Below are 20,631 nucleotides of genomic sequence, written 5' to 3'. Positions count from 1 at the left end.
GGAAAGACGGAAAATAAAGTTACATGCGGAACTGGTCGCCCAGATACTGCTTGCGGGCGATGGGGTCGTTGGCGATTTCCTCGGAAGTACCGTGCTTGATCACCTTCCCTTCAAACAAAATGTAGGCGCGGTCCACGATGTGGAGGGTTTCCCGCACATTATGGTCCGTAATCAGGATGGAAAGGCCGTCCGTATCGCGCAGTTCCATAACGATTTTCTGAATGTCTGAAACGGCGATGGGATCCACGCCGCTGAACGGTTCGTCCAGCATCAGCAGTTTGGGGCTGGTAGCCAGGGCGCGGGCGATGGTCAGCCTTCTCTTTTCGCCGCCGGAAAGCTGGATGGCCATGGAGCGGCGCAGCTTGGTGATGCCGAAGCGGTCCATCAGCTCTACGGCGCGGTCCTTTTGCTGGCGGGAAGTCATGTCTTTGCGGGTCTGAAGAATGGCCAGAAGATTATCCTCCACGGAAAGCTTGCGGAAAATAGATTCTTCCTGCGGCAGATAACCCATGCCGCGCCTGGCTCGCAGGTTCATCGGCAATTCCGTAATATCTTCGTCCGCAAAAATCACGCGGCCTTCATCCGGGCGTACGAGACCCGCTACCATGTAAAAGGAAGTGGTTTTTCCGGCGCCGTTCGGTCCCAGCAGGCCCACAATTTCGCCATGGCCTACCTTCAGGCTGACCTGGTCCACAACGGTCCGCGTTTTGTAGGTTTTGCAGATGCCTTCGGCGCTTAGCAAAGGAGAAGAGTGGAACGAACTCACGGTTTGCGGCTGGTTTTCTGGTTTTCCCGGTCGGAAAGTTTTTTGTCTACGTGGCGGAACGTAGTCTTGGTTCCGCGGCTGCCGTACATGTTTCCGTTGGAATACACCCGAATGAAAGCATCCTTGTTCGGATTTTTCACGATGACGTCCGGAGTGACGATGACCGGGACGCCCGTCAGGATGATTTCTCCGGTTTTGGCGTTGTAGGTGATTTTTTCAGCCTGGGCGTTGCTTGTTTCTCCCTGTTTGTTGGTGTAACTGGCTTTTACGTTGCCGGAAGCCGCGACTGTTTTAATGGAATTGTAGTCGAAATTGCCTCCGTTGGGGAGAGCCACCTGAGTTTGGTCCCCCTCTTTTCCCTTTTCCTTCTTGATGTCGGAGGGTTTTTTGTCGCCCGGTTTCTTCGGCACGAATTCCGCATAAATTTTCAGATGATCCGCACAATCCATGGAAAGGCCGGGGTTGCGCACCCGGACATTTTTCATGAACACCAGAACGCCTTCTTCCATATCGAAGTACAAGTCTCCGTCACAATCTACGGTGTACAGGTCTTTTGGGGAATTGGCCTGCAGGAAGCCTTCCTCCGGGCCGGATGCTGCGGAAGAGGGAGTCGTTTCCGCAGCCGGGGCGGGGGTATTTCCGGCAACCTGGTGCTGCTGGCGGAATTCTTGAATCCGCCCGTCTACGGTTTTTTCCTGCGCGCTGTATGTTTGAATCGCCTTTTCCCCGTCTTCCTTCAAGCCTGCGGTTGGAACAGGGGCCAGTTCCCGTTCCCTCCGGGCTGTCTCTTCCTCCGTCAGGGGGCGTACAATATGGGAAGGCGGGGTGAGGGGTTGTTCCAGGCGGGGATCCAGTTCCCTGGGCAGGGGCTGGACAATGTGGGAGGGAACGCCGTTGGCGCCGCTGCAGGCAAGGCTTCCGGCCAGGGCCAGCAGCAGGGAGGAAAGTTTTTTCATAAAAAGGAATGGTTACTTGTTGCGTTGAGCCATGCGGATGGTGGTTTGAACGGGACCCAGAATGATGCCCCTCTTGATATTGGTGTCCAGGTAAAGGCCGGTCCCTTTGGCGGAAAGATTTTCTTCCCTGAGGGTGGTTTCCGTATGGGAGACGGCCAGTTTTTTATCCAGAAAATAAGAGGCGGCCTGCGTGAAAAGGTGGGAGGTCTGGTTGTTTTTTCCGTACAAGTACACGTTCAGGATATTCGCGGCAATTTCCTGCGGGGCGGCCACGGTCACGCTTGAAGCCGTCAGCAGCATGGAAAGGCGCGGCCCTTCATATCGTGACAGGCTGACTTTTGGGAGCACCTGGCCTACGGGCAGAAGCTCCAGCATAGGTAATTTTTTATCTACGCCGGCAAAAGGCGTGGCTACGGGCAGGCTGGTGTCCGCTTGCGCCTCCGTGCCGTACAGGGCGGCCGTCAAAAAGCATGTGGACAATAATTTCATCATGACTGAACCGCCTGGTGGATGGACTGAAGGCGTTTCAGCACTCCTTCAAGCAGGTGGAGAGGAATTTGGTTGGGGCCGTCGGAAAGCGCTTTGGACGGGTCTTTGTGCACCTCCATGAACACGCCGTCAATGCTGCCCGTCGCCATGGCGGCGGATGCCAGCACGGGGGCCAGCTCGCTGTCTCCTCCCGTGGTTCCTCCCAATCCCCCGGGTTTCTGAACTGCGTGAGTGGCGTCGAATACGACGGGAAAACCTTCCTGTTTCATCCAGTACAGGGAGCGCATGTCCACCACCAGATTGTTATAACCAAAGGTGGTGCCGCGTTCGCACATCATGAATTCGTCACAGCCGAAGGCGCGCATTTTTTCCCCGATGTTCACGGTATCCCACGGAGCCAGGAACTGCCCTTTTTTGATATTCACGGGCCGGCCGCTCTTGGCGCAGGCTTCCAGAAGATCCGTCTGGCGGCACAAAAAAGCAGGAACCTGGAGCAGATCCACGTATTCGGCGGCAATTTCCGCTTCCTGGGCCGTATGCACATCCGTAACGACGGGCAGCTTCAGCTCCCTGCCGATTTCCGACAGAATGCGGCAGCCTTCCCGCACGCCGGGGCCGCGAAAAGAGGTGACGGAAGTGCGGTTCGCCTTGTCGTAGGAAGCTTTGAAAATCAGCGGGACATCCAGGTTTTTCGCGATGGCCTTGATGGAGCGGGCCATCTCCCATACAAAGGATTCGCATTCCAGAGAGCAGGGGCCCAGAAGGTAGAACGGCCGCGGGCCGCCGATTTCAACGGATTGAATGTAAAACGACATAAAACAAAACCTGTATGTCCTTGTATCATGACGGTTTCAGGCCTTTCGGTCAAGCCGCTATCCTGCCTCCGCGCGGAGATTCGGAGGCGAAGGTTTATTTTTCCGGAAGTATCTTTTTATATTCGATATAATGATTTTGTTATAAATATGGTAAATATTTTTTAGATAGGTGCGTGTAAATGGAGGGGAGCATGGATTGGAAAAAAGCGTATGGAGTTGCCGCCCTCCGGACTTTTTGTTACAAACGGCCATCATGCGTTACTTCCGCATGAATAAATGACAGGATGTTCCGAACGCCGTTCCCCCGCAGTGGTCTTACCGAAATGCCCAGGAAGATTTACAAACTCTTTATTTCCTATGATGAAGCAGGGGCTGAATTGCGGCAGCATGTGGCGGAGCAGTTTCAATATTCAAGCGATTGTGTCTGGCAGGCGTCTTTCCGCAGCCTGACGGCGGCGGATTTGCCTCCGGGCGATGGTGTAGTCTGGGTTTACCCTGTCTTCATGCAGAGCGGCGTGACGGTGACGGAGACATTGCCGGAATTGCTTCGTGCGCTGTATGCCGGGAGCGGGCAGCATCCGGAACTTGTTTTTAAACCCGTATGGGGAGCGGGATGCGGCGGTGTTGGTTTTAGGGCCGCCGCCTTGCAAAAGGAATTGGAGGGGGAGGCTTCCCTGCTGGTGGTAGCCCACGGGGTAACGGGAAGGGAGGCTGCCCCTGAGCCGGCGCAATTCCTCCAGCAGTTGAAATTCCGGCTTCCGGAAGGAACGGACATGGCGCTTGCATACTTTGGCGCATTTCCTTCTGTGGAAAAGGTATTACCCGGATTGAAGGGGCAAAAGGTGGTAGTGCTGCCGTTCCTGATTGGAAAAGGGAAGCATATGCGGGAGGACATGCCCTCTTCGGAACTGGCCGCACGGCATGGGAAAACGTTAAAAATCCTCCCTCCGTTCGGTGCGTTTTATTTGCAAGCGGAACGGGAATACTGGAAAACGGGCATGGGAGAGTCTGCCGGGAACGGTTTTGACGGGCCTGCGCGGTAAGATATTTTGCTGAAATGGCAAAGTTCTCCATGAGCTTGCTTGCGACAAGGTTCCGCGAACGGCGGAATAGTTTCGTAAATCAATGATTTATGCTTTGACAAGAGAGGGGGCGGGAAGTATATTGCCCGCCCCTCGCGTGATTCGGCGCAACTAAACAACGGGGATCGGAGGGGTAAAAAGCGTCGAAGTCCCCAAAAACTGCTTTTCCTGCCGCAAGGAAAGCCACCTACATACATATATGATTAATGATCTGATTAACCAGATGGTTGAAGCCGGTGTTCATTTGGGCCACCAGACCCGCAAATGGCACCCCAGCATGAAAAAGTACCTTCTCAAGGACAAGGCCGGTATCCATATCATCAACCTTGAGGAAACGGAAAAATGCCTGGACAAGGCCTGCTCCTTCCTGGCTGATCTGGCCCGCCGCAATAAGAAAATCCTCTTCGTCGGCTGCAAGCGCCAGGCTCAGGAAGCCGTCCGCGAAGCTGCGGAAGCCACTGGTCAGTACTATGTCAACCACCGCTGGCTGGGCGGCATGCTCACCAACATGAGCACAATCCGCAAGAGCATTGAACGCCTTGTCTATCTGGAAGGGATTGAAAAGAGCCCGGAATTTAAGAGCATGTCCAAGAAGGAACTGGCCGCTCTGGACCGCGAACGCCAGAAGCTGGAACGCAACCTTCAGGGCATCCGCAACATGGGCGGCGCTCCGGACGCCATGGTGGCCATCGGCGCCGACCATGAAGACATCGCCATCCGCGAGGCCCACCGCCTGAACATTCCCGTCTGCGTTCTGGTTGATACCAACGCCGACCCGAAGGAAATCGACTTCCCGATTCCCGGCAACGACGACGCCGTCCGTTCCATCCGCCTGATTCTTGACTGCATTGTCAAGGCCATCAACGAAGGCAAGGGCGCATCCGCCGAAGCCTAAACCAACCATTTAGAAAGAACAGAAACACTATGGCAGAAATTACTGCAGCTCTCGTCAAGGCCCTCCGTGACAAAACGGACGCCGGCATGATGGATTGCAAGAAAGCCCTCAACGAATGCAACGGCGACATGGATGCCGCCGTAAAGTATCTTCGTGAGAAGGGAATTGCCAAGGCTGCGGCCAAGGCCGACCGTGACGCCAAGGAAGGCGTGATCCGCGCCGCTGTGGCTCCCTGCGGCTGCTCCGGCATCATCCTTGAACTCAACTGTGAAACGGACTTCTGCGCCAAGGGGGACAAGTTCCAGGGTCTGGTGAATGACGTTGCCAACGCTCTCATGGATTCCAAGGCCTCCACGCTGGAGGAGGCTCTCCAGGTCCCCATGGCGGAAGGCTCCACGGAAGAATATATCAAGGCCATGTGCAGCTCCATTGGCGAAAACATGGCTCTGCGCAAATTCGCCCGCCTGACGGCGGACGGCATCGGCGCCGTGGTCTCCTACATCCACATGGGCGGCAAAGTGGGCGTTCTGCTGTCCATCAAGGCCGGCAAGGAAGAAACCGTCAAGTCTGATGCGTTCAAAGCCCTCGCCAAGGATTTGACCTTGCACATCGCCGCCGCCGCTCCCAAGAGCGTCAGCTCCGATAGCCTGGATCCCGCCTTCGTGGCCGAGGAACAGGAAATCGCCAAGCAGCAGCTCATTCAGGAAGGCAAGCCCGAACACCTGCTGGAAAAGATTCTTCCCGGCAAGCTGAAGGCTCTGTACGCCCAGTCCTGCCTGCTGAACCAGGTATTTGTGAAGGACCCTGCCGGAAAGATGACGGTGGAGGCCCTCCTCAACCAGGCCGGCAAGGAACTCGGCGACGATATCTCCGTCGCCTCCTTCGTCCGCTACCAGCTCGGTGCGTAAGCTCTGAGTCAGAGTATCTCTGGAACCGTTCCCTTTGCGGGGAACGGTTCTTTTGTTTGATATGGCTCCATGGGGGGATTTATCCATAAATTTGATTCAGGGAGGATCCGGAAATCCGGATAGGGGATCATCAAAATATGCGGGATAGAAAAGCTCCGGCCCTGCTGCTGGTTGCGGCCTTCATCCTGGCAGCCGTTTTTGGAGCGCTTTTGGGCTGGAGCGTGTTTTTTCCTTGTGTGCGGTCCCTGATATTTCTTGGCGGTATTATAGTTCTTCAAAAAGGCCAATGGATGGTGGAAATGGGGGAACAGCCTCTTTTGCTGTTATCAGCCTCGTGTGTGATGATGAACCCTTCTGGTTCCGGGTGGCTCCGGAAGACATGCGAAATGCCCAGCCGGGGCTGGCGTTCATTGCCGGTCCTGGTTTTTCTGTGGGGGAAACGGCATGGGAGGGCGCATGGATGTCCTGATATTGGAGGAACTGGCGCGGCTGGGGTCTTGTCTTGCATCGGAAGGCTTGTTAGGGTGGCGGCATGGCTTTTCTGGAACTGGATCATGTGAGCGTTGTCTTTCCTGCGGTGCAGGGGCTGCTCTCTGCCCGCAAATCTGCCCCCGTAGTGGCGGTGGACGGGGTGTCGCTGTCCGTGGAAAAGGGAGAAATCCTGGGGCTGGTGGGTGAATCCGGTTGCGGCAAATCCACGCTGTCCCGCACGGTGATGCTGCTCCAGAAGCCTACGGAGGGCCGCATTTTTCTGGAAGGGGAAGAGTTGACGGCTCTTTCCGCATCCGAAGTCAGGAAGCGCCGTCCGGATTTCCAGATGGTTTTCCAGGACCCTTATGCTTCCCTGAACCCCCGTTTTACGGTATATGCAACATTAAAGGAGGCGTTGCAGAGCCGCCGTAAAAGAACTTTTGCCCAGACGAGGGATGATGTGGCGGAACTGATGGAAAAGGTAGGGCTGAGCCCCTCCCTGATGCGCAAGTATCCCCATGAATTTTCCGGAGGCCAGCGCCAGCGCGTCGCCATTGCGCGCGCATTGGCGCCGGAACCCAGGCTGGTTATCGCGGATGAACCCGTTTCCGCGCTGGACGTTTCCATCCAGTCCCAGATTCTGAACCTTCTTATTGCCCTGGCCCGCGACTTGAGCCTGACCATGATATTCATTTCCCATGATTTGTCCGTGGTCCATTATATCGCGGACCGCATTGCCGTGATGCGCAAAGGCCGCATTGTGGAATACGGGGAGGCGGACAAAGTATTTTCTTCCCCTTCCCACGAATATACGCAGGCGCTTCTCGCCGCCGTACCGCGTCTGTAAATGGGGATGGCCCGGCGTCAGTTTGGACGAATACGGGAAAGTTCCGTTTCCTGCGGAGTTATCCGCACAGGTTTAAGAGGGACGGTTTTCCGGAAGATCCATCCCTGAATTTTCAGCGGAACGCGGTTTCCGGCAGTTTGGTTTTCCAGTGCCTTGCAAAGACGATGAATGGATTTGTTCCCAGGGAGGCATCGTGTCCACTGCCTCCGCATGGTTGACGGATGATCTTCTCTTTGAGGTATCCGGCAGGCTGTTCATGCTTTTTCCTTCATCTTCTTTTTGAAAAAGGAGAAGTAAATCCGGCGCGTTATGAAAAAAGGGGGAGTCGCAAAATGGCTTGCATCATGGGCTGCCCGGCAGCACATAATAATGCCGCCCTGCGGGAACTGCCGGAACAGGAGGATATGGAGATTGTGGGAAGGAAAAACATCGTTGTTTTTTTCATACTGCCGTCCGGCTGGTATTTCTCTGTGATACGCCAGATGGCTTCTGCTTGTTTTCTGACGGGGAGGCGGCAAGGAAAGGGCTGTTATTCCTGAACGGAATATCCAGCGGCTTCCTGCATTTCCCGGATGCATTCCTCCATCAGAGCGGCGTCTATCTCATGGACGTCTTTTCCCCGGCCTATTCCGGTAAGCATCAGTACCGTCAGGTGACCGCCGAGGTGTTCGCGGAAGGCCTCCAGACCTTTCAGCACTTCGCAGGCGCCGTTTTCTGTCCTGCGGGAAAGCAGGGGGTGGAATACGGGCAGTTCCAGGGTTTTCAGCACGGAGATGATTCTTTCCGCCTCCGCGGCAGGCAGCCATCCTTTCCGGACGGAATAAAGGATATCCAGGCACATGCCCACGGAAACGGCCTCCGCGTGCCCCAGTATGTAACCGGACATGGTTTCCATGTAATGGGCGGCCCAATGTCCGAAGTCCAGGGGACGGCTGGAACCCAGTTCAAAGGCGTCTCCTCCGCATGCAATGTGCGAGGCGTGCAGCAGAGCGGAATGCTCCACGGCATATTCCAGAGCATCCCGTTCGCATACAGCCAGCGCGGAGGCGTTCGTTTCCAGCCAGTTGAAGAAAGAGGCGTCTTTCACCACCGCCACTTTCACTACTTCCGCCAGCCCGGCTCTTTTCAGGGGGAGGGGCTGGGAATGGAGGAACAGGAAGTCGTCAAGCGTGGCCCACGCGACGGCGAAGGTGCCCAGATAGTTTTTCCGGCCCATGAAATTGATCCCGTTTTTGACACCTACTCCGGAGTCTGCCTGGGAGAGGGTGGTGGTGGGGATGCGCAACAGCCGGATGCCGCGATGGGCGGTGGCGGCGGCAAAGCCTGCTACGTCAAGAAACGCTCCGCCGCCCACGGCTATGATATAGGAATGGCGGTCAATGCCTGCTTCCACAATGTGGCGCAGGGCCGTTTCCCATGCGGAAAAACCTGTTTTGGCTTCCTCCCCGCCCGGAACGGAACGGCAGCCGGCATAGGCCAGCACCCCGGCATTTTTTTCAAAATAGCGGTCAATGTCTGCCGGAAGCTGAGGATAAAACTGTTCCAGCCCTTTTTCCAGGAGAACGAGAACGCGGCTTCCGGGCCTCTGTTCCATCAGGCTGGCCAGAGCATCATTTTCCGGGCGGAAGGCTCCATGGGTAAAGCCTGTCCTGTAGGGAAAATCAAGCCGGATATTCAGCGTGTGAAGAGACATGCCAGGAGGGCTGCAAATGAACATGGCTCGCGGATTCCTAGTCCCTGCGGAGCACGGGAACGGCCCTCATCTGGATGAATCGGTCCGCTTTGGCAGCTTCCTTCTGGGACATGTACATGGTGTACGGCTGCTGGGTCACTTCGATGCGGTGCGTGCCGCCGGGAGCGGGAAGGTCCAGAAGCTGGTTGAGGTGCTTGAAGCTTTTCACCTGCACGCCGTTGACTTTTTCCACAATGGAGGGGCTCATCTGGGCGTATCCCAGTGTAGCCTGGGTGGGCAGGGCCATCAGGAAGACCACGATTTCATCCACGCCTTTTTTCCGTATGTCCTCTTTCTTTTGAGTGGCTTCCACCAGGTTGAGGGGTGGATGGTTCTTGCTGAGCTTGTTGATTTCTCCCATCATGGCTCCCGTCAGCGGGACAAATACCAGGCCGCCGTAAATGCGGTAGGGCGGATTGGAGATGAAGGGGGCCGGATTGACCAGGTCGCCTTCAATAGCGCTCCTGTCCAGTTTGACGTCCAACGTCATGGGCTGGCTGGAGCCGTCCTTTCCCTTGCGGCGGATGTCCAGCGTAATGGTATCCCCCGGTTTGGCGGAGTCACGGAACAGGAAATTGGCGGAAACGGGGCCCAGCGCGGGATCCTTGATTAATCCTTTACTGTCCAGGGGAATGCCGTTCACGCTTTCCACCACGTCTCCGGGACGCACTCCGGCTTTGTAGAAAGAGCCGTAAACAGGCAGTTTCACCACGTAAAAGCCGCCGCCAGTTTCAGACAGGCCCAGGAATTTGCGGAAAACGGGGTCGGTCAGTTCCGTGACCTGGGTGCCGTCCGCCGGAAAACCGATGTAGTTGCCAGTCCGGGCCTGCTCCAGGAACCGGGAAATCATGGTATGGGTGACGGCCAGAACTTTCTGGGCGGGAGGATCGCAGCTGGCGCTGAGACCCACAAGTTCATTGCCTCTCATGACAGGGTTGCCTGCGCCGCCTTTCAGGGGAGTAACGGAGGATTTGACGTTATACAGGACGAACGGTTCCCCGTTCGTGAACGGGCAGGCGCTTTCCGTCGCCAGAAGGGTTCCGGAGGTGGTGATGGGAAGGCCGTCATCATTGAATTGCCAGAAGGTTACCTTGTCGCCCAGGCGGGGAGCCTTCCCCAGCGTAACGGGGACCAGTTTGTCCAGGAAAGCGGCATCTTTTCCGTTTTTCAGGCGCAGGAGGGCAAGGTTGGCTTCCGGGTCAAAGGCGGTTACTGTCACGGGAACCGTCTGGGCTCCGTCTGCGGAGGTTACTTCCACGAAGCTGGCGGAATAAACGATGTTGGCTGCCGTCAGGATATTGCCGTCTCCCAGATAAATGCCGAAGCCCTGACTGTACGCCGGGTTTTCCTTGCTCCACGGCTGAATCATGGCATAGCCCTGGTTGGTGGCGTTAATGCCGACCATGGAGCTGGTGGGGGAGGGAAGCGGGGCCGGCGAGGGCGTTTCCTCCGCCTGTTCCGCAGGCGTTTCCGTCTGTTGTTCAGGCTGGGGTTCGGGAGCGGTTCGTCCGGCTTCGCGCGGCTGGCAACCGCAGAGCAATATCAGGGAACCGAAGAAAAAAGTGGAAAGAATTTTCATGGCGGTTAACGGGCGGGAGTGGTGTTGCGGCCAGACTGGCGACCGGGAATGGAGCTGTCCAGGCGGGCGTTTTTCGGGATGTTGTAGGTTTTGGAGATGCGTTTGTTGGCCGTCTCCATGGCCTTGCCTTCAAAGACAAGGGGGCGTTCTCCGTTTTTCAGTTCGATGACGACGTATTCCGGCATGTTCTCCGGGTAAAGGAGTTCATAGGCGTGGGTAAGGCCCTTAACTTTCACGCCATTGATTTTTTCCACAATAGAATTGGAAATGGAGCCGGACAGGCGCGCGTTTACCTCATCATCCAGCACTTTGGTGATGATTACCATGTCTTCATGGTCCACGCAGCCGCCGTCTTCCTGGTAATTACGGATGTCCAGTGCAACGTCCAGCATGGAGATGTCCGCCGCCGCGAGCACGTTGCGCTGGATGGGCTGGAACACCAGGCCGCCAAAGACGACGTAGCGGGGCATTTTATCGTATTCCGCCATCAGAAGGTCTCTGGAGGGGGATGGCTTCATCACCATTTCCACCTTCATGGGCTTGCCGTCGCGAATGATATCCAGCGGGAGCCGGTCGTCTTTAAAACAGCGCTCAATGAGTTCTTTCATGCTGATTTTCTGGCCGTCCAGTTCAATCATGGCAGAGCTGTCCACATCATAGCCGTCCACTTTCATCAGCAGGTCCCCGTTACGGAGAACGCCGTCAGCGGAGGACCCCTTGAGCACCTTGCCGATCAGAACGCCCTTTTCGTCGTCCGGCAGGCCGAACGCCTTGCGCATGGCCGGGTTCAGGATGGGCGCAGCCTGAATGCCCATGTCCACGTAACCGTCATAGACGCCGTCCTTGATGTCTTCCAGAAAGTGGCGGATGACGGGGGTTGGAATTACGTAACCCGTGTTATTGGCGTTGTTCAGGCCCTGGAATGCCACGCCGATGACTTTATTCCCCATCAGGACGGGGCCTCCGCTGTTGCCCGGATTAATGGCGGCGTCCACCTGGATGGTCAGGTGTTCCGTGTTGCGGGGGTGGGCGTACGTGGTGAAATCAATGCGGGAGACCACGCCGCGCGTGACGGAAAGTCTGTTGCCGCCGATGGGGTAGCCGATCACCCTTACTTCGTCTTCCAGATGAGGCAGGTTTTTGCTGAATTCAAAAGGACGTATTCCTTTGAAAGGCTTGGGATCGTCCGCCTCCAGCAGAGCCAGATCCGCGTCATGGGCGATGAATTTGACCCTGGCGGGAATTTTACGGGAATCTCCGTACATGGAGATATAAATGCGCTCCGCGTTGCTAACCACATGGGCGTTTGTCATGAAAGCGTTTTCCCCGATCAGGAAACCGGTGCCGATGCCTCCCTGGTAGCGGCCGGTATTCCACGGAGTAGCGTAATCCGGAGTCAGGGAATCCATCTCAATTTTTACGACGCCCTTGTATTGGTCATTGATGGAGACGACAGGGCCGGACATGACCTTGTCCACCCCGAAGTCCGAAATGGAAACAGCCGGCTCATCCGCGTGGGAAAGAGCGGCGCCGGCCAGGACTGCGCACAGCCCTTGAAAACAGGTGTGGGAATGTATCATACGCAAAGATAAAGATTGTGTTGCCAGGGAAGGTTTTGTTGTTACAGGTTGCTTTTGCGGCTTTGGGTTGCCAGACTTTCCTGGAAGGAATTGACTTCCTCCAGCAGGGATGAGAAACGTTCCGCTATTTCACCGTCCATCTGGTAGCCGCAGTTGTCCAGGGCAGCTACCGTCCGGCGCGTTTGTTCCACGCACAGGGCCATACGGGCGGCCATGGTGCAGTAGTCCGCAGCATCCTCCTTCTCCTGGAGGAGGCAGGAAAGAATGCGGGGGGTGATGTAGCGGATGCAGTAAAAAATCTGGTTCAGGGGTTCCGGCGGCCCTGTCCTGTTCCTCTGGGCCTTGTTGATTTCCCGGCTGAACCGGTGCTGGCACAGATCCGTCAGTTCCATTACCTGCTGGAAAAGAGGATGAAACATGCAGGACTGCACTTCCCGGGCCTCCTGTTCATTGAGGATGTCAAACAGGCTGAGCATGCCGGTGCTTTTGCAGGAACAGGGCGTCCCCGTTTCTTCCGACTGGGCGATGTTGTCCAGCACTTCATCCCAGCCCATGACAAAAGCCACACGGATGTCGCCGCTGGGGTTCAGCCTGTATTTCTGGAATACCTCCTGGTAAGCTATGGCGATGGCTTCCGCCTCCCGCAGGCGTTTGTCCCAGTGGTGATCGGGCAGGCTGCCGTCCTCCTGGTGGTTGGAATAGGCTCTGGACCATTCTTTTACCTGGGTTCGCAGCATCTGCTGGTTCGCCATGATCTGGGCTTGCTCTTCGCAGGAATCCATCATCCATTCGGGAAGGGAAACTTTGATGGAGAAGACCGTACTTTCCAGCAGCACCATGTCGTGATGGCTGGTGAACCATTCCAGGTACAGGGCGTTTTCCATGGTTTTCTTGCCTTTGACAGGCATGCGTCGGCTGGCCGTCATATCCCCCGCCACCCCCTGGATATGTTCCGGGATTTGGGTAAGTTCCGCAGGAAGCATCTGTGGGGAGGGATTCCTGAAGTCAACCACGCAACCGGCCAGGTCCTGGAGGCAGTCCCCATGCAGGGTAATGTTCACCGGATGGGGCATCCCCATGAGTTGCAGCGTAAGATGGACGGTTCCGCGTTTACGGTTGTCCAGCGTGCCGTAGTGGACGTAGTCTGTAATTCTGAAAATCATATGGGGAAGAGGGTAGAAAGGGAAGAAAGAGGTGAATGCTGAATCAGCAGGAGGCTGCGACCCGGGGCAGTTCTTCGTTTTTCTTTTCTACGGCATCCATGTTGACAAGCAGTTCCGCAATGGAATCCCAGCGGCCCCGGGTCAGGGCTTCGCGGGCTTCCGCCGGCATCCGGATGGGGAAGGACCCTTCTTTCCAGGAAACTGTCATGTTCAGGAGGTCAATTGTCACTTCCGTTTCCGGGTAATTGGAGATGTGCCGGGACAGAGAGGCAATGTCGGCGGCAGACGCGCATACGCAGGGCAACCCGATTCCGGTGCTGTTGCCGAAAAAGATTTCTGCGAAAGATTCCGCAATGACGGCTTTGATGCCGGAGCGCCTGATGGTCTGCGGGGCGTGTTCGCGGGAAGAACCGCAGCCGAAGTTGGAGCCGCCCAAAATGATGGAAGCCCCTTTGAAGCGGGGATCGTCCACCGGGTGGGATTTGGATTGCCCGTTTTCGTCGAAGCGTTCGTCCCAGAACATGACTCCCGCCAGTTCGTCAAACGTGATGCATTTAAGGAAGCGGGCAGGGATGATGCGGTCCGTGTCCATGTCCGGTCCCAGAACGGGAACGCAGGTGCCGGTGATGGAGGTGAATTGGGTCAGAGACATAAAGGAGAAAATTGAAAAGTTAATTCAGGGAGAATACTTCGCGGGCATCGGAGACTTTCCCGGTCAGAGCAGCGGCGGCCACCATGGCCGGGCTCATCAGCAGGGTGCGCCCGGTGGGGCTGCCTTGCCGTCCCTTGAAGTTCCGGTTGGAGGAACTGGCGCAAAGCTGATCTCCCTGGAGTTTGTCCGGATTCATGGCCAAGCACATGGAGCAGCCCGCCAGGCGCCATTCAAAGCCGGCTTCACGGAAAATGTCTGCGATGCCTTCCTCTTCACATTGCCGGGCAGTCATCTGAGAGCCGGGAACGGCCAGCGCCCTGATGCCGGGAGCCACATGGCGTCCCTTGATGAGGGCGGCCACTTCCCGGAAATCTGAAATGCGGCCATTGGTGCAGGAACCTACGAAGCACACCTGGACCGGCAGTCCCTTAAGAGGCATGTCCGCGGGGAATTTCATGTATTCCAGCGCTTCGTTGATCATCTTCCGTTCTTCGTCGTTCGCAGCGTCGGAAGGGTTGGGAGTGCTGCCGCTGATACCCGTATTCTGGTCCGGAGAAATGCCCCATGTTAACGTGGGCTCAATGGAGGCCCCGTCAATTTCCACGATTTCATCGTATTCCGCATCTGGATCGGAAGCAAAGCCCAGCCAGCGTTCTACGGCTTTGTCCCAGTCCGCACCGATAGGGGCGAACAGGCGCCCTTTAATGTATTCCACCGTGGTCCGGTCAGGGTTCACATAGCCGCAGCGCGCCGCACCTTCAATGGACATGTTGCAAAGGGTCATGCGTTCGTCCATGCTCATGGCGTCGATTACGTCGCCTCCGTATTCATAGGCGAAGCCCAGGCCGCCCTTGGCTCCCAGAAGGCCGATGATATGCAGGGCCACATCCTTGGCGCGCACGCCGGGGGCCAGCTTTCCGTTCACATTGATGCGGCGCACCTTGAGCGGGCTGAGGGCCAGGGTCTGCGTAGCCAGCACATCGCGCACCTGCGTGGTGCCGATGCCCATGGCAATGGAGCCAAAGGCTCCGTGCGTGGCCGTATGGGAGTCTCCGCATACGATGGTCATGCCCGGCTGGGTGATGCCGAGTTCCGGTCCTACCATATGCACGATGCCCTGGAGCCCGGTGGGGATATCGAAAAAGCGGATGCCGTTTTCGGCGCAGTTCCGGCGCAGTTCCCTGATCATGGCGTCAGCCGTAGCGTCCGCGAACGGTTCCGCCTGGTTGTCCGTGGGAATGATGTGGTCCACGGTGGCAAAGGTACGTTCTGGGTGACGCACGGTCAGGCCCAGATCCCGGACCATTCCGAAAGCCTGCGGAGAGGTGACTTCATGCAGCAGGTGAGTAGCGATGAACATTTGCGTTCTCCCATCCGGCAGGATGCCGACGGAATGAGCGTCCCAGATTTTTTGGAAAAGCGTTTTCCCCATAACTGGCATAAGCATCCGTCCGTTCGGGAACCGCGTCAAGATGCAAGGACGTATTGCTGACACGGTCTGTGTCTTACATGAGGCGTTTTTTTGAACATTTCCTCTGCATTCATGGTCAGAAGGGGGCTCTTTCCAGCCTTTGGCGCCTTTCCGTCTTCAGGGCAAAGATGGTTTTCATTCCCTCCGCACGTTCAGAATTCCCTTAATCCCTGTGAAATTTTTCTTCCCATAGCGCTGCAAAAACGTCTCCGAAACATTTCAACAGGTTTCCTTCCGGCAGGGGGGAGAACATTTCATCCTCCAGGCAGGTCATTTGCACGCCCTGGATGCCGCAGGGGGTAATAGCAAGGAAGGGAGGCAGGGATTTCCGGGTTATATTGAGGGCGAAGCCGTGCATGGCAATCCATTTTTTCACCCCGACGCCGATGGAGGCTATTTTACGGTTTTCCACCCAGACCCCTACCAGCCCTTCCCGGATGCGGGCCTGCACGCCGAACCGGGCACAGGTTTCAATCAGGATGTTTTCCAGGGTGGTGACGTAGCGGTGCAGATCCCTGCCGCAGCGGTTCAGGTCCGTAATGGGGTATCCGACCAGCTGGCCGGGGCCGTGGTAGGTGGCCTGGCCGCCGCGGTTGATTTCATGAACGGGAAAGGGAAGCACGGAACCGGGGTGCAGGCTGGCGTGGTTCCGTGTACGCCCGATGGTATAAACCCCGGCATGTTCCAGCAGCAACAGTTCGTTTTCCCTGTCCGGGTCTTCCTGATGGGCCCGGACCAGTTGTTCCTGGAACCGCAGGGTTTCCTGGTAATCTGCCAGGCCGGGGATGCGGATGATGTTCATGCTGCTGAAGGGAGGCCCGGGGACAGGTACGGAACTCAGCGCGTTCTGCGCACTTGCTGGCCAAGGGCGGTGCGGTATTGATGCACAGCGGCAGCCAGGGAAGAGGCCATGAAATTCTGATAACGCTCCGTGGCGATGAGCAGGGCCTCCTGCGGGTTGGACATGAACCCTCCTTCCACCAGAATGGCGGGATGCTTGATGGTGCACAGCACGGAATAGCGCGCGCGCTTGATGCCGCGGTCAACCATGGAAATGCCCTCCTTGATGGCAAGCGGCCCTTTCAGCATGTGCCCCTGGACGGCTGTAGCCAAGGCAATGTTCATGCTGTCCTGGGCGTTGCCCTGCAGAGCGTCGTGGCGGATATTGCGGGACATGGAGGAGGAAGTGCCTGCAGGCGCCAGCGTGAAGGTTTCCACCCCGCGGGCAGAGGAGCCTCCGTCATTGAAGTGGATGCTGATGAAGATGGCATTGTTGTGCCTGTTGGCAATGCGGACGCGGTCCTGGAGGGCAATGAAGTTGTCCGTATCACGGGTCATAACCACCTGGTAGCCCATGGTCTTGAGGCGGTCGCGCAGTTTTTTGCCCACGGAGAGGTTGATATCCGCTTCCCTGCTGATGCGGTTGCGCGTGCCGCTGTCATGTCCGCCGTGGCCGGGATCAATGACAACTGTGTTGAAACTGCGGCGGTTGGCGATGTAAGTGGGCCGTAAAACCGGGTCAATGATTTTGTGCAGATCCATATTGGAAACCATCAGCCCCTTGGAGGGATGGTCCGCCACAGGATAGGATAACACGAACTTCATGTTGTTCATGAACATATCCTGGCTGCGCGCCTGGATACGGATTTGAATCTTTTCCGGCACTTCGTAAACTTTCTGCCGCCCTTCTGTGCGTTCCCTGGTCAGTTTGTAATGGGTGCGCACCTCGGACATGGGAATATACTGCACTCCATTAATGATTTCCGGATTCCATCCGAAGGCCGTGGACAACGTCAGCAGAAACATGCCCACAATGCCGAGCACGGCTGCAAATGATGTGCGAGAGGTCGGATACATAGGACGATATCGCATCCAGACTAACGGATTTTTCATGACGCACAAGGGAAAAGTTTCCGTGAAAGATTCTTTTGCGCTTCTGTTTCCGGAGAGAAAAAAGCGGCTCCCGGGAAGGGGAGCCGCCCTGAAATGGCAGTGAAGGAACGGGATCAGGCGGGATTATTTGGCGGTCTTTTCGTCCATTTTGGCCTTGACCTGTTCTTCAATTTCCGCGTACAGCTCCGGGTTGGATTTGAGAGCTTCCTTGGCGGCGTCGCGGCCCTGGGCGATCTGGCTGCCGTTATAGCTGATCCAGGAGCCGCGCTTTTGGATGATATCATATTCCGTTGCCAGATCCAGCAGGCTGCCTACGGAGGAGATGCCTTCATTGTACATGATGTCGAATTCGCATTCCGTGAAGGGAGGGGCCACCTTGTTTTTGACTACCTTGATTTTGGTGCGGTTCCCGGCTATGACGCCGTCGCTGCCCTTGATCTGGCCGATGCGGCGGATGTCCACACGTACGGAGGCGTAGAATTTCAGGGCGCGGCCGCCGGGGGTGGTTTCCGGATTGCCGAACATGACGCCGATTTTTTCACGGATCTGGTTGGTGAAGATGCAGACGGTACGGGCCTTGGAAATGAAGCTGGTGAGCTTGCGGAGGGCGGCGGACATCAAACGGGCCTGGGCTCCTACCGTGGAATCCCCGATTTCTCCTTCCAGCTCCTGCTTGGTGACCAGTGCGGCCACGGAGTCCACCACGATGACGTCAATGGCGTTGGAGCGGACAAGAGCCTCGCAGATTTGCAGGGCTTCTTCACCGGAACTTGGCTGGGAAACCAGCAGGTCGTCCAGGTTCACGCCCAGGCGGGCGGCATACTGAGGGTCCAGTGCGTGTTCCACGTCAATGAATGCAGCCAGGCCTCCGGATTTCTGGGCCTGGGCGATGGCCGTCAGGGTCAGGGTGGTTTTACCGGAGGATTCCGGTCCGTAGATTTCCACAATGCGGCCGCGGGCAAAGCCGCCCACACCCAGAGCGCGGTCAATCAGAAGGTTGCCCGTGGGAATGACGTCCACTTCCATTTTGACGTTGTCTCCAAGGCGCATAATGGCGTTTTCTCCGAAGTCTTTCTGGATTTGGGAGAGGGCCAGGTCAAGGTTGCGCTTGCGGGCTGCCGCCAGTTTTTCCGCTTCGGGGGATAAAGGTGTTTCGTTGCTCATATATCGTAGCGCAGTATAACCGGGACAGCCTTATTGGCAAGTGTTCTGTGGGTCTTCGCAGACTCATTCCTCATTGAGAAAGAACAGAATTCTGACATGGGAAGAATCTTGTGAAAACCGGGTGTTCCGTTCGGCGGGAAATTAGGGGAAACAGGGGGAACGGAACCGGAAAAGAAGTTTGGAGCCGGAGAAGAACACGGTTTTTCCGGAGAACGTCTGGGGGCGTTATTCTTCAATCGGCTCCGCAAGAGGAATATCCTCGTAGGAATTGTCAAAGATGACGGGAATGTTGTGCTCCGGAATCAGGTTGATGGAACTGATTTTGCGGTGCGTCTGGCGTGCATGCCGGAGGGCGCGGGACAGTTTTTCCACCTGGTGTTCCAGGCCGTAATGGCTGAAAGTAGCCTGGCAGTCATTGGTAAAACGCACACAGAAAGACCAGTCGTTGGGCGTCGTTATGGAGACGATGCTGGGAAGGTATTCCGTTACCGTGCCGGAAAGCAGTTCAATCAGTTTCATGGGCGCTTCCAGTTCCCGGATGCTGACGCCGTAGCTGAGTTTGCCGGAACTGGGCGGCCTGAGCGTGACGGAGGGCATGCGCTTTTCCCGGATATAAGGCATGTGGACCTGCTCCATGCAGGGGAAGATGACGCCTTCCTTGTCTGCCAAAGCGCCGTACGTGGCATCTCCCGGGTGAATTCCCAGTTCCGGGCAGTCAATCCAGGCCACGGGTATGCGCGCGTCAATGTCCACCAGCAGCGTGGGGTTGGAGGATATCTGGCGTTTGACGGAAGCCCGGCGGATGGCGGGACATTTTTTCAGGCGCTGCTCCAGCTCCGCGGCGTCTATGGAAAAAATGTTGTCCTGCGGCCCTATGCCCATAACGGAAAAGGCCTGCTCAGAGTTGAAAATGCCGTTGCTTTTCAGGGTGACGGTGTCGATGGAAAGCCAGTCGTATTTGAGGATGTAATCTTTCCAGAGAAAAACGATAGCCCCGATTAAGCCGAAAATAAGCGCGTAAACGGTGACAATGTGGTACAGCTTGCGCCGGAAGAGCCAAAAACGGTAGTTTTTGCCCTTGCGTTCGATGGTCTCTTTTCTGGCCTCCCGTTCCAGAAGAAGCATTTCCGGCCTTTTGGCGGAACGGGGGACTGGCGTTGTGGCTTTGTGCGACATCGGGGGGTGCGGGAGGGGCGACTCCCCGCCCTCTGTCAAATATTACGTTATTTACGGGGGGTGACTAGCGATAATTCCGCTATTTTTTCGCAGAGGTCTTCATAGGGCCATCCGGAGGCCGCCGCCGCCTTGGGAAGCAGGCTGGAAGGGGTCATGCCGGGAATGGTGTTGATTTCCAGCACGAAGGGGGCGCCGTCTTCCTCGCGCAGCAGTACGTCCACGCGGCCGTACACTTCCACTCCGGCGGCCTTGTAGGCTTTCAGGGCCGCCTCCTGCACGTTGGCGGCGGTTTCTTCCGGAAGATCCGCCGGGCAAATATAATCCGTGCCGCCGCCCATATTCATCCACGGGTATTTGTTGCTCAGGTCATAGAAGCCGGAACGGGGGCAGATATGAATAACGGGAAGGGCTTTCCCGTCCAGAATGCCGACCGTCAGTTCCTTGCCTTGAATGAACTCTTCCACCAATACGGTGGTGCCGTGGGTTACGGCTTCCTCCATGGCGGGGAGCACATCCTCCTGCCTGCGGACGATGTGGACGCCCACGCTGGAACCCTCGCAGGGAGGCTTGATGACGAAGGGCAGGGGGAGGGACGGCATCACGATGCCATGGGAACAGTCCAGAATTTCCGCATGCGGCGTAGGAACTCCGGCTTCCAGAAAAACTTTTTTGGATTCTGACTTGTTGAAGCACAGGGCGCTGGAACGGGAGCCGGCCCCTGTGTACGGAACGCCGCGTTCTTCCAGAATGGCCTGGAGGGTTCCATCCTCACCGAAAGTGCCGTGGATAATGTTGTAGGCCAGCTCCGTGCCTTCCGGCAGCCGGAAATCCGGGCCGTGCACGTCCACCTTCGTTACATCGGTGAATCCGGCCCGGCACAGGGCGTCGTAAACGGAGTTGCCGGAAACAAGGGATACTTCCCGTTCTGACCCGGGACCTCCGAGCAGGAGGGCGATTTTGAGGTCGCGCTTGAGAGTGTTCATATTGGAATA

The 20,631-nt window shown here is 56.6% G+C and carries 21 protein-coding genes; 5 read left to right on the top strand and 16 right to left on the bottom strand.

What is annotated here, in order from left to right:
* Window positions 1-19: 19 nt before the first annotated feature.
* The 4 genes from lptB to kdsA are packed head-to-tail and all read right to left on the bottom strand — an operon-like array spanning window position 20 to window position 3,026.
* Window positions 20-766: an LPS export ABC transporter ATP-binding protein gene (gene lptB / locus WW58_RS11335; RefSeq protein WP_012419731.1), complete on the bottom strand. Its 747-nt coding sequence runs from the start codon at window positions 764-766 to the stop codon at window positions 20-22.
* Window positions 763-1,722 carry an LptA/OstA family protein gene (locus WW58_RS11330; protein ID WP_046437750.1) on the bottom strand — a complete coding sequence of 320 codons (960 nt, stop codon included), beginning with the start codon at window positions 1,720-1,722 and terminating at the stop codon, window positions 763-765. The genes lptB and WW58_RS11330 overlap by 4 nt, the downstream gene beginning before the upstream one ends.
* Before the next feature lie 12 nt (window positions 1,723-1,734).
* A complete protein-coding gene (locus WW58_RS11325) occupies window positions 1,735-2,214 on the bottom strand; it encodes a hypothetical protein (RefSeq protein WP_046437748.1) in 480 nt (159 codons plus the stop codon).
* Window positions 2,211-3,026 (bottom strand): 3-deoxy-8-phosphooctulonate synthase, encoded by an 816-nt coding sequence (gene kdsA, locus WW58_RS11320; protein WP_046437746.1) that lies wholly within the window; start codon window positions 3,024-3,026, stop codon window positions 2,211-2,213. Before kdsA ends, WW58_RS11325 begins: the two co-directional genes overlap by 4 nt.
* A gap of 323 nt (window positions 3,027-3,349) precedes the next feature.
* Between kdsA and WW58_RS11315 the strand changes: the two genes are divergently transcribed.
* From WW58_RS11315 to tsf, 3 genes are all read left to right on the top strand, one after another.
* Window positions 3,350-4,069 (top strand): sirohydrochlorin chelatase, encoded by a 720-nt coding sequence (locus WW58_RS11315; protein WP_022197140.1) that lies wholly within the window; start codon window positions 3,350-3,352, stop codon window positions 4,067-4,069.
* A gap of 238 nt (window positions 4,070-4,307) precedes the next feature.
* Window positions 4,308-5,003 carry a 30S ribosomal protein S2 gene (gene rpsB, locus WW58_RS11310; RefSeq protein ID WP_012419726.1) on the top strand — a complete coding sequence of 232 codons (696 nt, stop codon included), beginning with the start codon at window positions 4,308-4,310 and terminating at the stop codon, window positions 5,001-5,003.
* 29 nt (window positions 5,004-5,032) lie between these two features.
* Entirely contained in the window at window positions 5,033-5,911 is an 879-nt protein-coding gene (tsf, locus tag WW58_RS11305; RefSeq protein ID WP_031930425.1) for a translation elongation factor Ts, read from the top strand.
* A gap of 8 nt (window positions 5,912-5,919) precedes the next feature.
* On the opposite strand, the gene WW58_RS11300 is transcribed toward tsf, so the two are convergent.
* Window positions 5,920-6,189, bottom strand: a complete 270-nt coding sequence (locus WW58_RS11300) for a hypothetical protein (RefSeq protein ID WP_128191031.1) — start codon at window positions 6,187-6,189, stop codon at window positions 5,920-5,922.
* Between the two features lie 56 nt (window positions 6,190-6,245).
* On the opposite strand from WW58_RS11300, the gene WW58_RS11295 reads away from it, so the two are divergent.
* Together WW58_RS11295 and WW58_RS11290 are read left to right on the top strand one after the other, a co-directional pair.
* Entirely contained in the window at window positions 6,246-6,380 is a 135-nt protein-coding gene (locus tag WW58_RS11295) for a hypothetical protein (RefSeq protein ID WP_257229009.1), read from the top strand.
* Between the two features lie 63 nt (window positions 6,381-6,443).
* Complete coding sequence (locus tag WW58_RS11290) at window positions 6,444-7,229, top strand: ATP-binding cassette domain-containing protein (protein WP_012419724.1); 786 nt, start codon at window positions 6,444-6,446, stop codon at window positions 7,227-7,229.
* 529 nt (window positions 7,230-7,758) lie between these two features.
* Here the strand turns inward: WW58_RS11290 and WW58_RS11280 are convergent.
* The 11 genes from WW58_RS11280 to WW58_RS11230 form a co-directional block, all read right to left on the bottom strand.
* Window positions 7,759-8,922 carry a 3-dehydroquinate synthase gene (locus WW58_RS11280; RefSeq protein ID WP_022197144.1) on the bottom strand — a complete coding sequence of 388 codons (1,164 nt, stop codon included), beginning with the start codon at window positions 8,920-8,922 and terminating at the stop codon, window positions 7,759-7,761.
* 37 nt (window positions 8,923-8,959) lie between these two features.
* Complete coding sequence (locus tag WW58_RS11275) at window positions 8,960-10,540, bottom strand: S1C family serine protease (protein WP_046437737.1); 1,581 nt, start codon at window positions 10,538-10,540, stop codon at window positions 8,960-8,962.
* Window positions 10,541-10,545: 5 nt separating this feature from the next.
* The gene (locus tag WW58_RS11270; protein WP_046437735.1) at window positions 10,546-12,120 is read right to left on the bottom strand and encodes a S1C family serine protease; all 1,575 of its coding nucleotides are present in this window, start codon (window positions 12,118-12,120) and stop codon (window positions 10,546-10,548) included.
* Between the two features lie 41 nt (window positions 12,121-12,161).
* The gene (locus tag WW58_RS11265; RefSeq protein ID WP_046437733.1) at window positions 12,162-13,283 is read right to left on the bottom strand and encodes a hypothetical protein; all 1,122 of its coding nucleotides are present in this window, start codon (window positions 13,281-13,283) and stop codon (window positions 12,162-12,164) included.
* A gap of 43 nt (window positions 13,284-13,326) precedes the next feature.
* On the bottom strand, window positions 13,327-13,935 hold the full coding sequence (leuD, locus tag WW58_RS11260) for a 3-isopropylmalate dehydratase small subunit (RefSeq protein WP_046437731.1): 609 nt from the start codon (window positions 13,933-13,935) through the stop codon (window positions 13,327-13,329).
* A 19-nt stretch (window positions 13,936-13,954) separates the two neighbouring features.
* Window positions 13,955-15,367, bottom strand: a complete 1,413-nt coding sequence (gene leuC / locus WW58_RS11255; RefSeq protein WP_046437729.1) for a 3-isopropylmalate dehydratase large subunit — start codon at window positions 15,365-15,367, stop codon at window positions 13,955-13,957.
* Window positions 15,368-15,569: 202 nt separating this feature from the next.
* Window positions 15,570-16,208, bottom strand: a complete 639-nt coding sequence (gene lipB, locus WW58_RS11250) for a lipoyl(octanoyl) transferase LipB (protein ID WP_046437728.1) — start codon at window positions 16,206-16,208, stop codon at window positions 15,570-15,572.
* Window positions 16,209-16,243: 35 nt separating this feature from the next.
* The gene (locus WW58_RS11245; RefSeq protein WP_046437726.1) at window positions 16,244-17,263 is read right to left on the bottom strand and encodes an N-acetylmuramoyl-L-alanine amidase family protein; all 1,020 of its coding nucleotides are present in this window, start codon (window positions 17,261-17,263) and stop codon (window positions 16,244-16,246) included.
* A gap of 159 nt (window positions 17,264-17,422) precedes the next feature.
* Complete coding sequence (gene recA / locus WW58_RS11240) at window positions 17,423-18,463, bottom strand: recombinase RecA (RefSeq protein WP_012419715.1); 1,041 nt, start codon at window positions 18,461-18,463, stop codon at window positions 17,423-17,425.
* A 225-nt stretch (window positions 18,464-18,688) separates the two neighbouring features.
* Window positions 18,689-19,639, bottom strand: a complete 951-nt coding sequence (locus tag WW58_RS11235) for a cell division protein FtsQ/DivIB (RefSeq protein ID WP_046437724.1) — start codon at window positions 19,637-19,639, stop codon at window positions 18,689-18,691.
* Window positions 19,640-19,686: 47 nt separating this feature from the next.
* On the bottom strand, window positions 19,687-20,622 hold the full coding sequence (locus WW58_RS11230) for a D-alanine--D-alanine ligase (RefSeq protein WP_046437722.1): 936 nt from the start codon (window positions 20,620-20,622) through the stop codon (window positions 19,687-19,689).
* Window positions 20,623-20,631 lie beyond the last annotated feature (9 nt).

The organism is Akkermansia sp. UNK.MGS-1 (assembly GCF_000980515.1).
Classification (GTDB): Bacteria; Verrucomicrobiota; Verrucomicrobiia; order Verrucomicrobiales; family Akkermansiaceae; genus Akkermansia; species Akkermansia muciniphila.
Note: the sequence above shows the minus strand (reverse complement) of the source record. Positions and strands in the feature narration are given on the sequence as shown.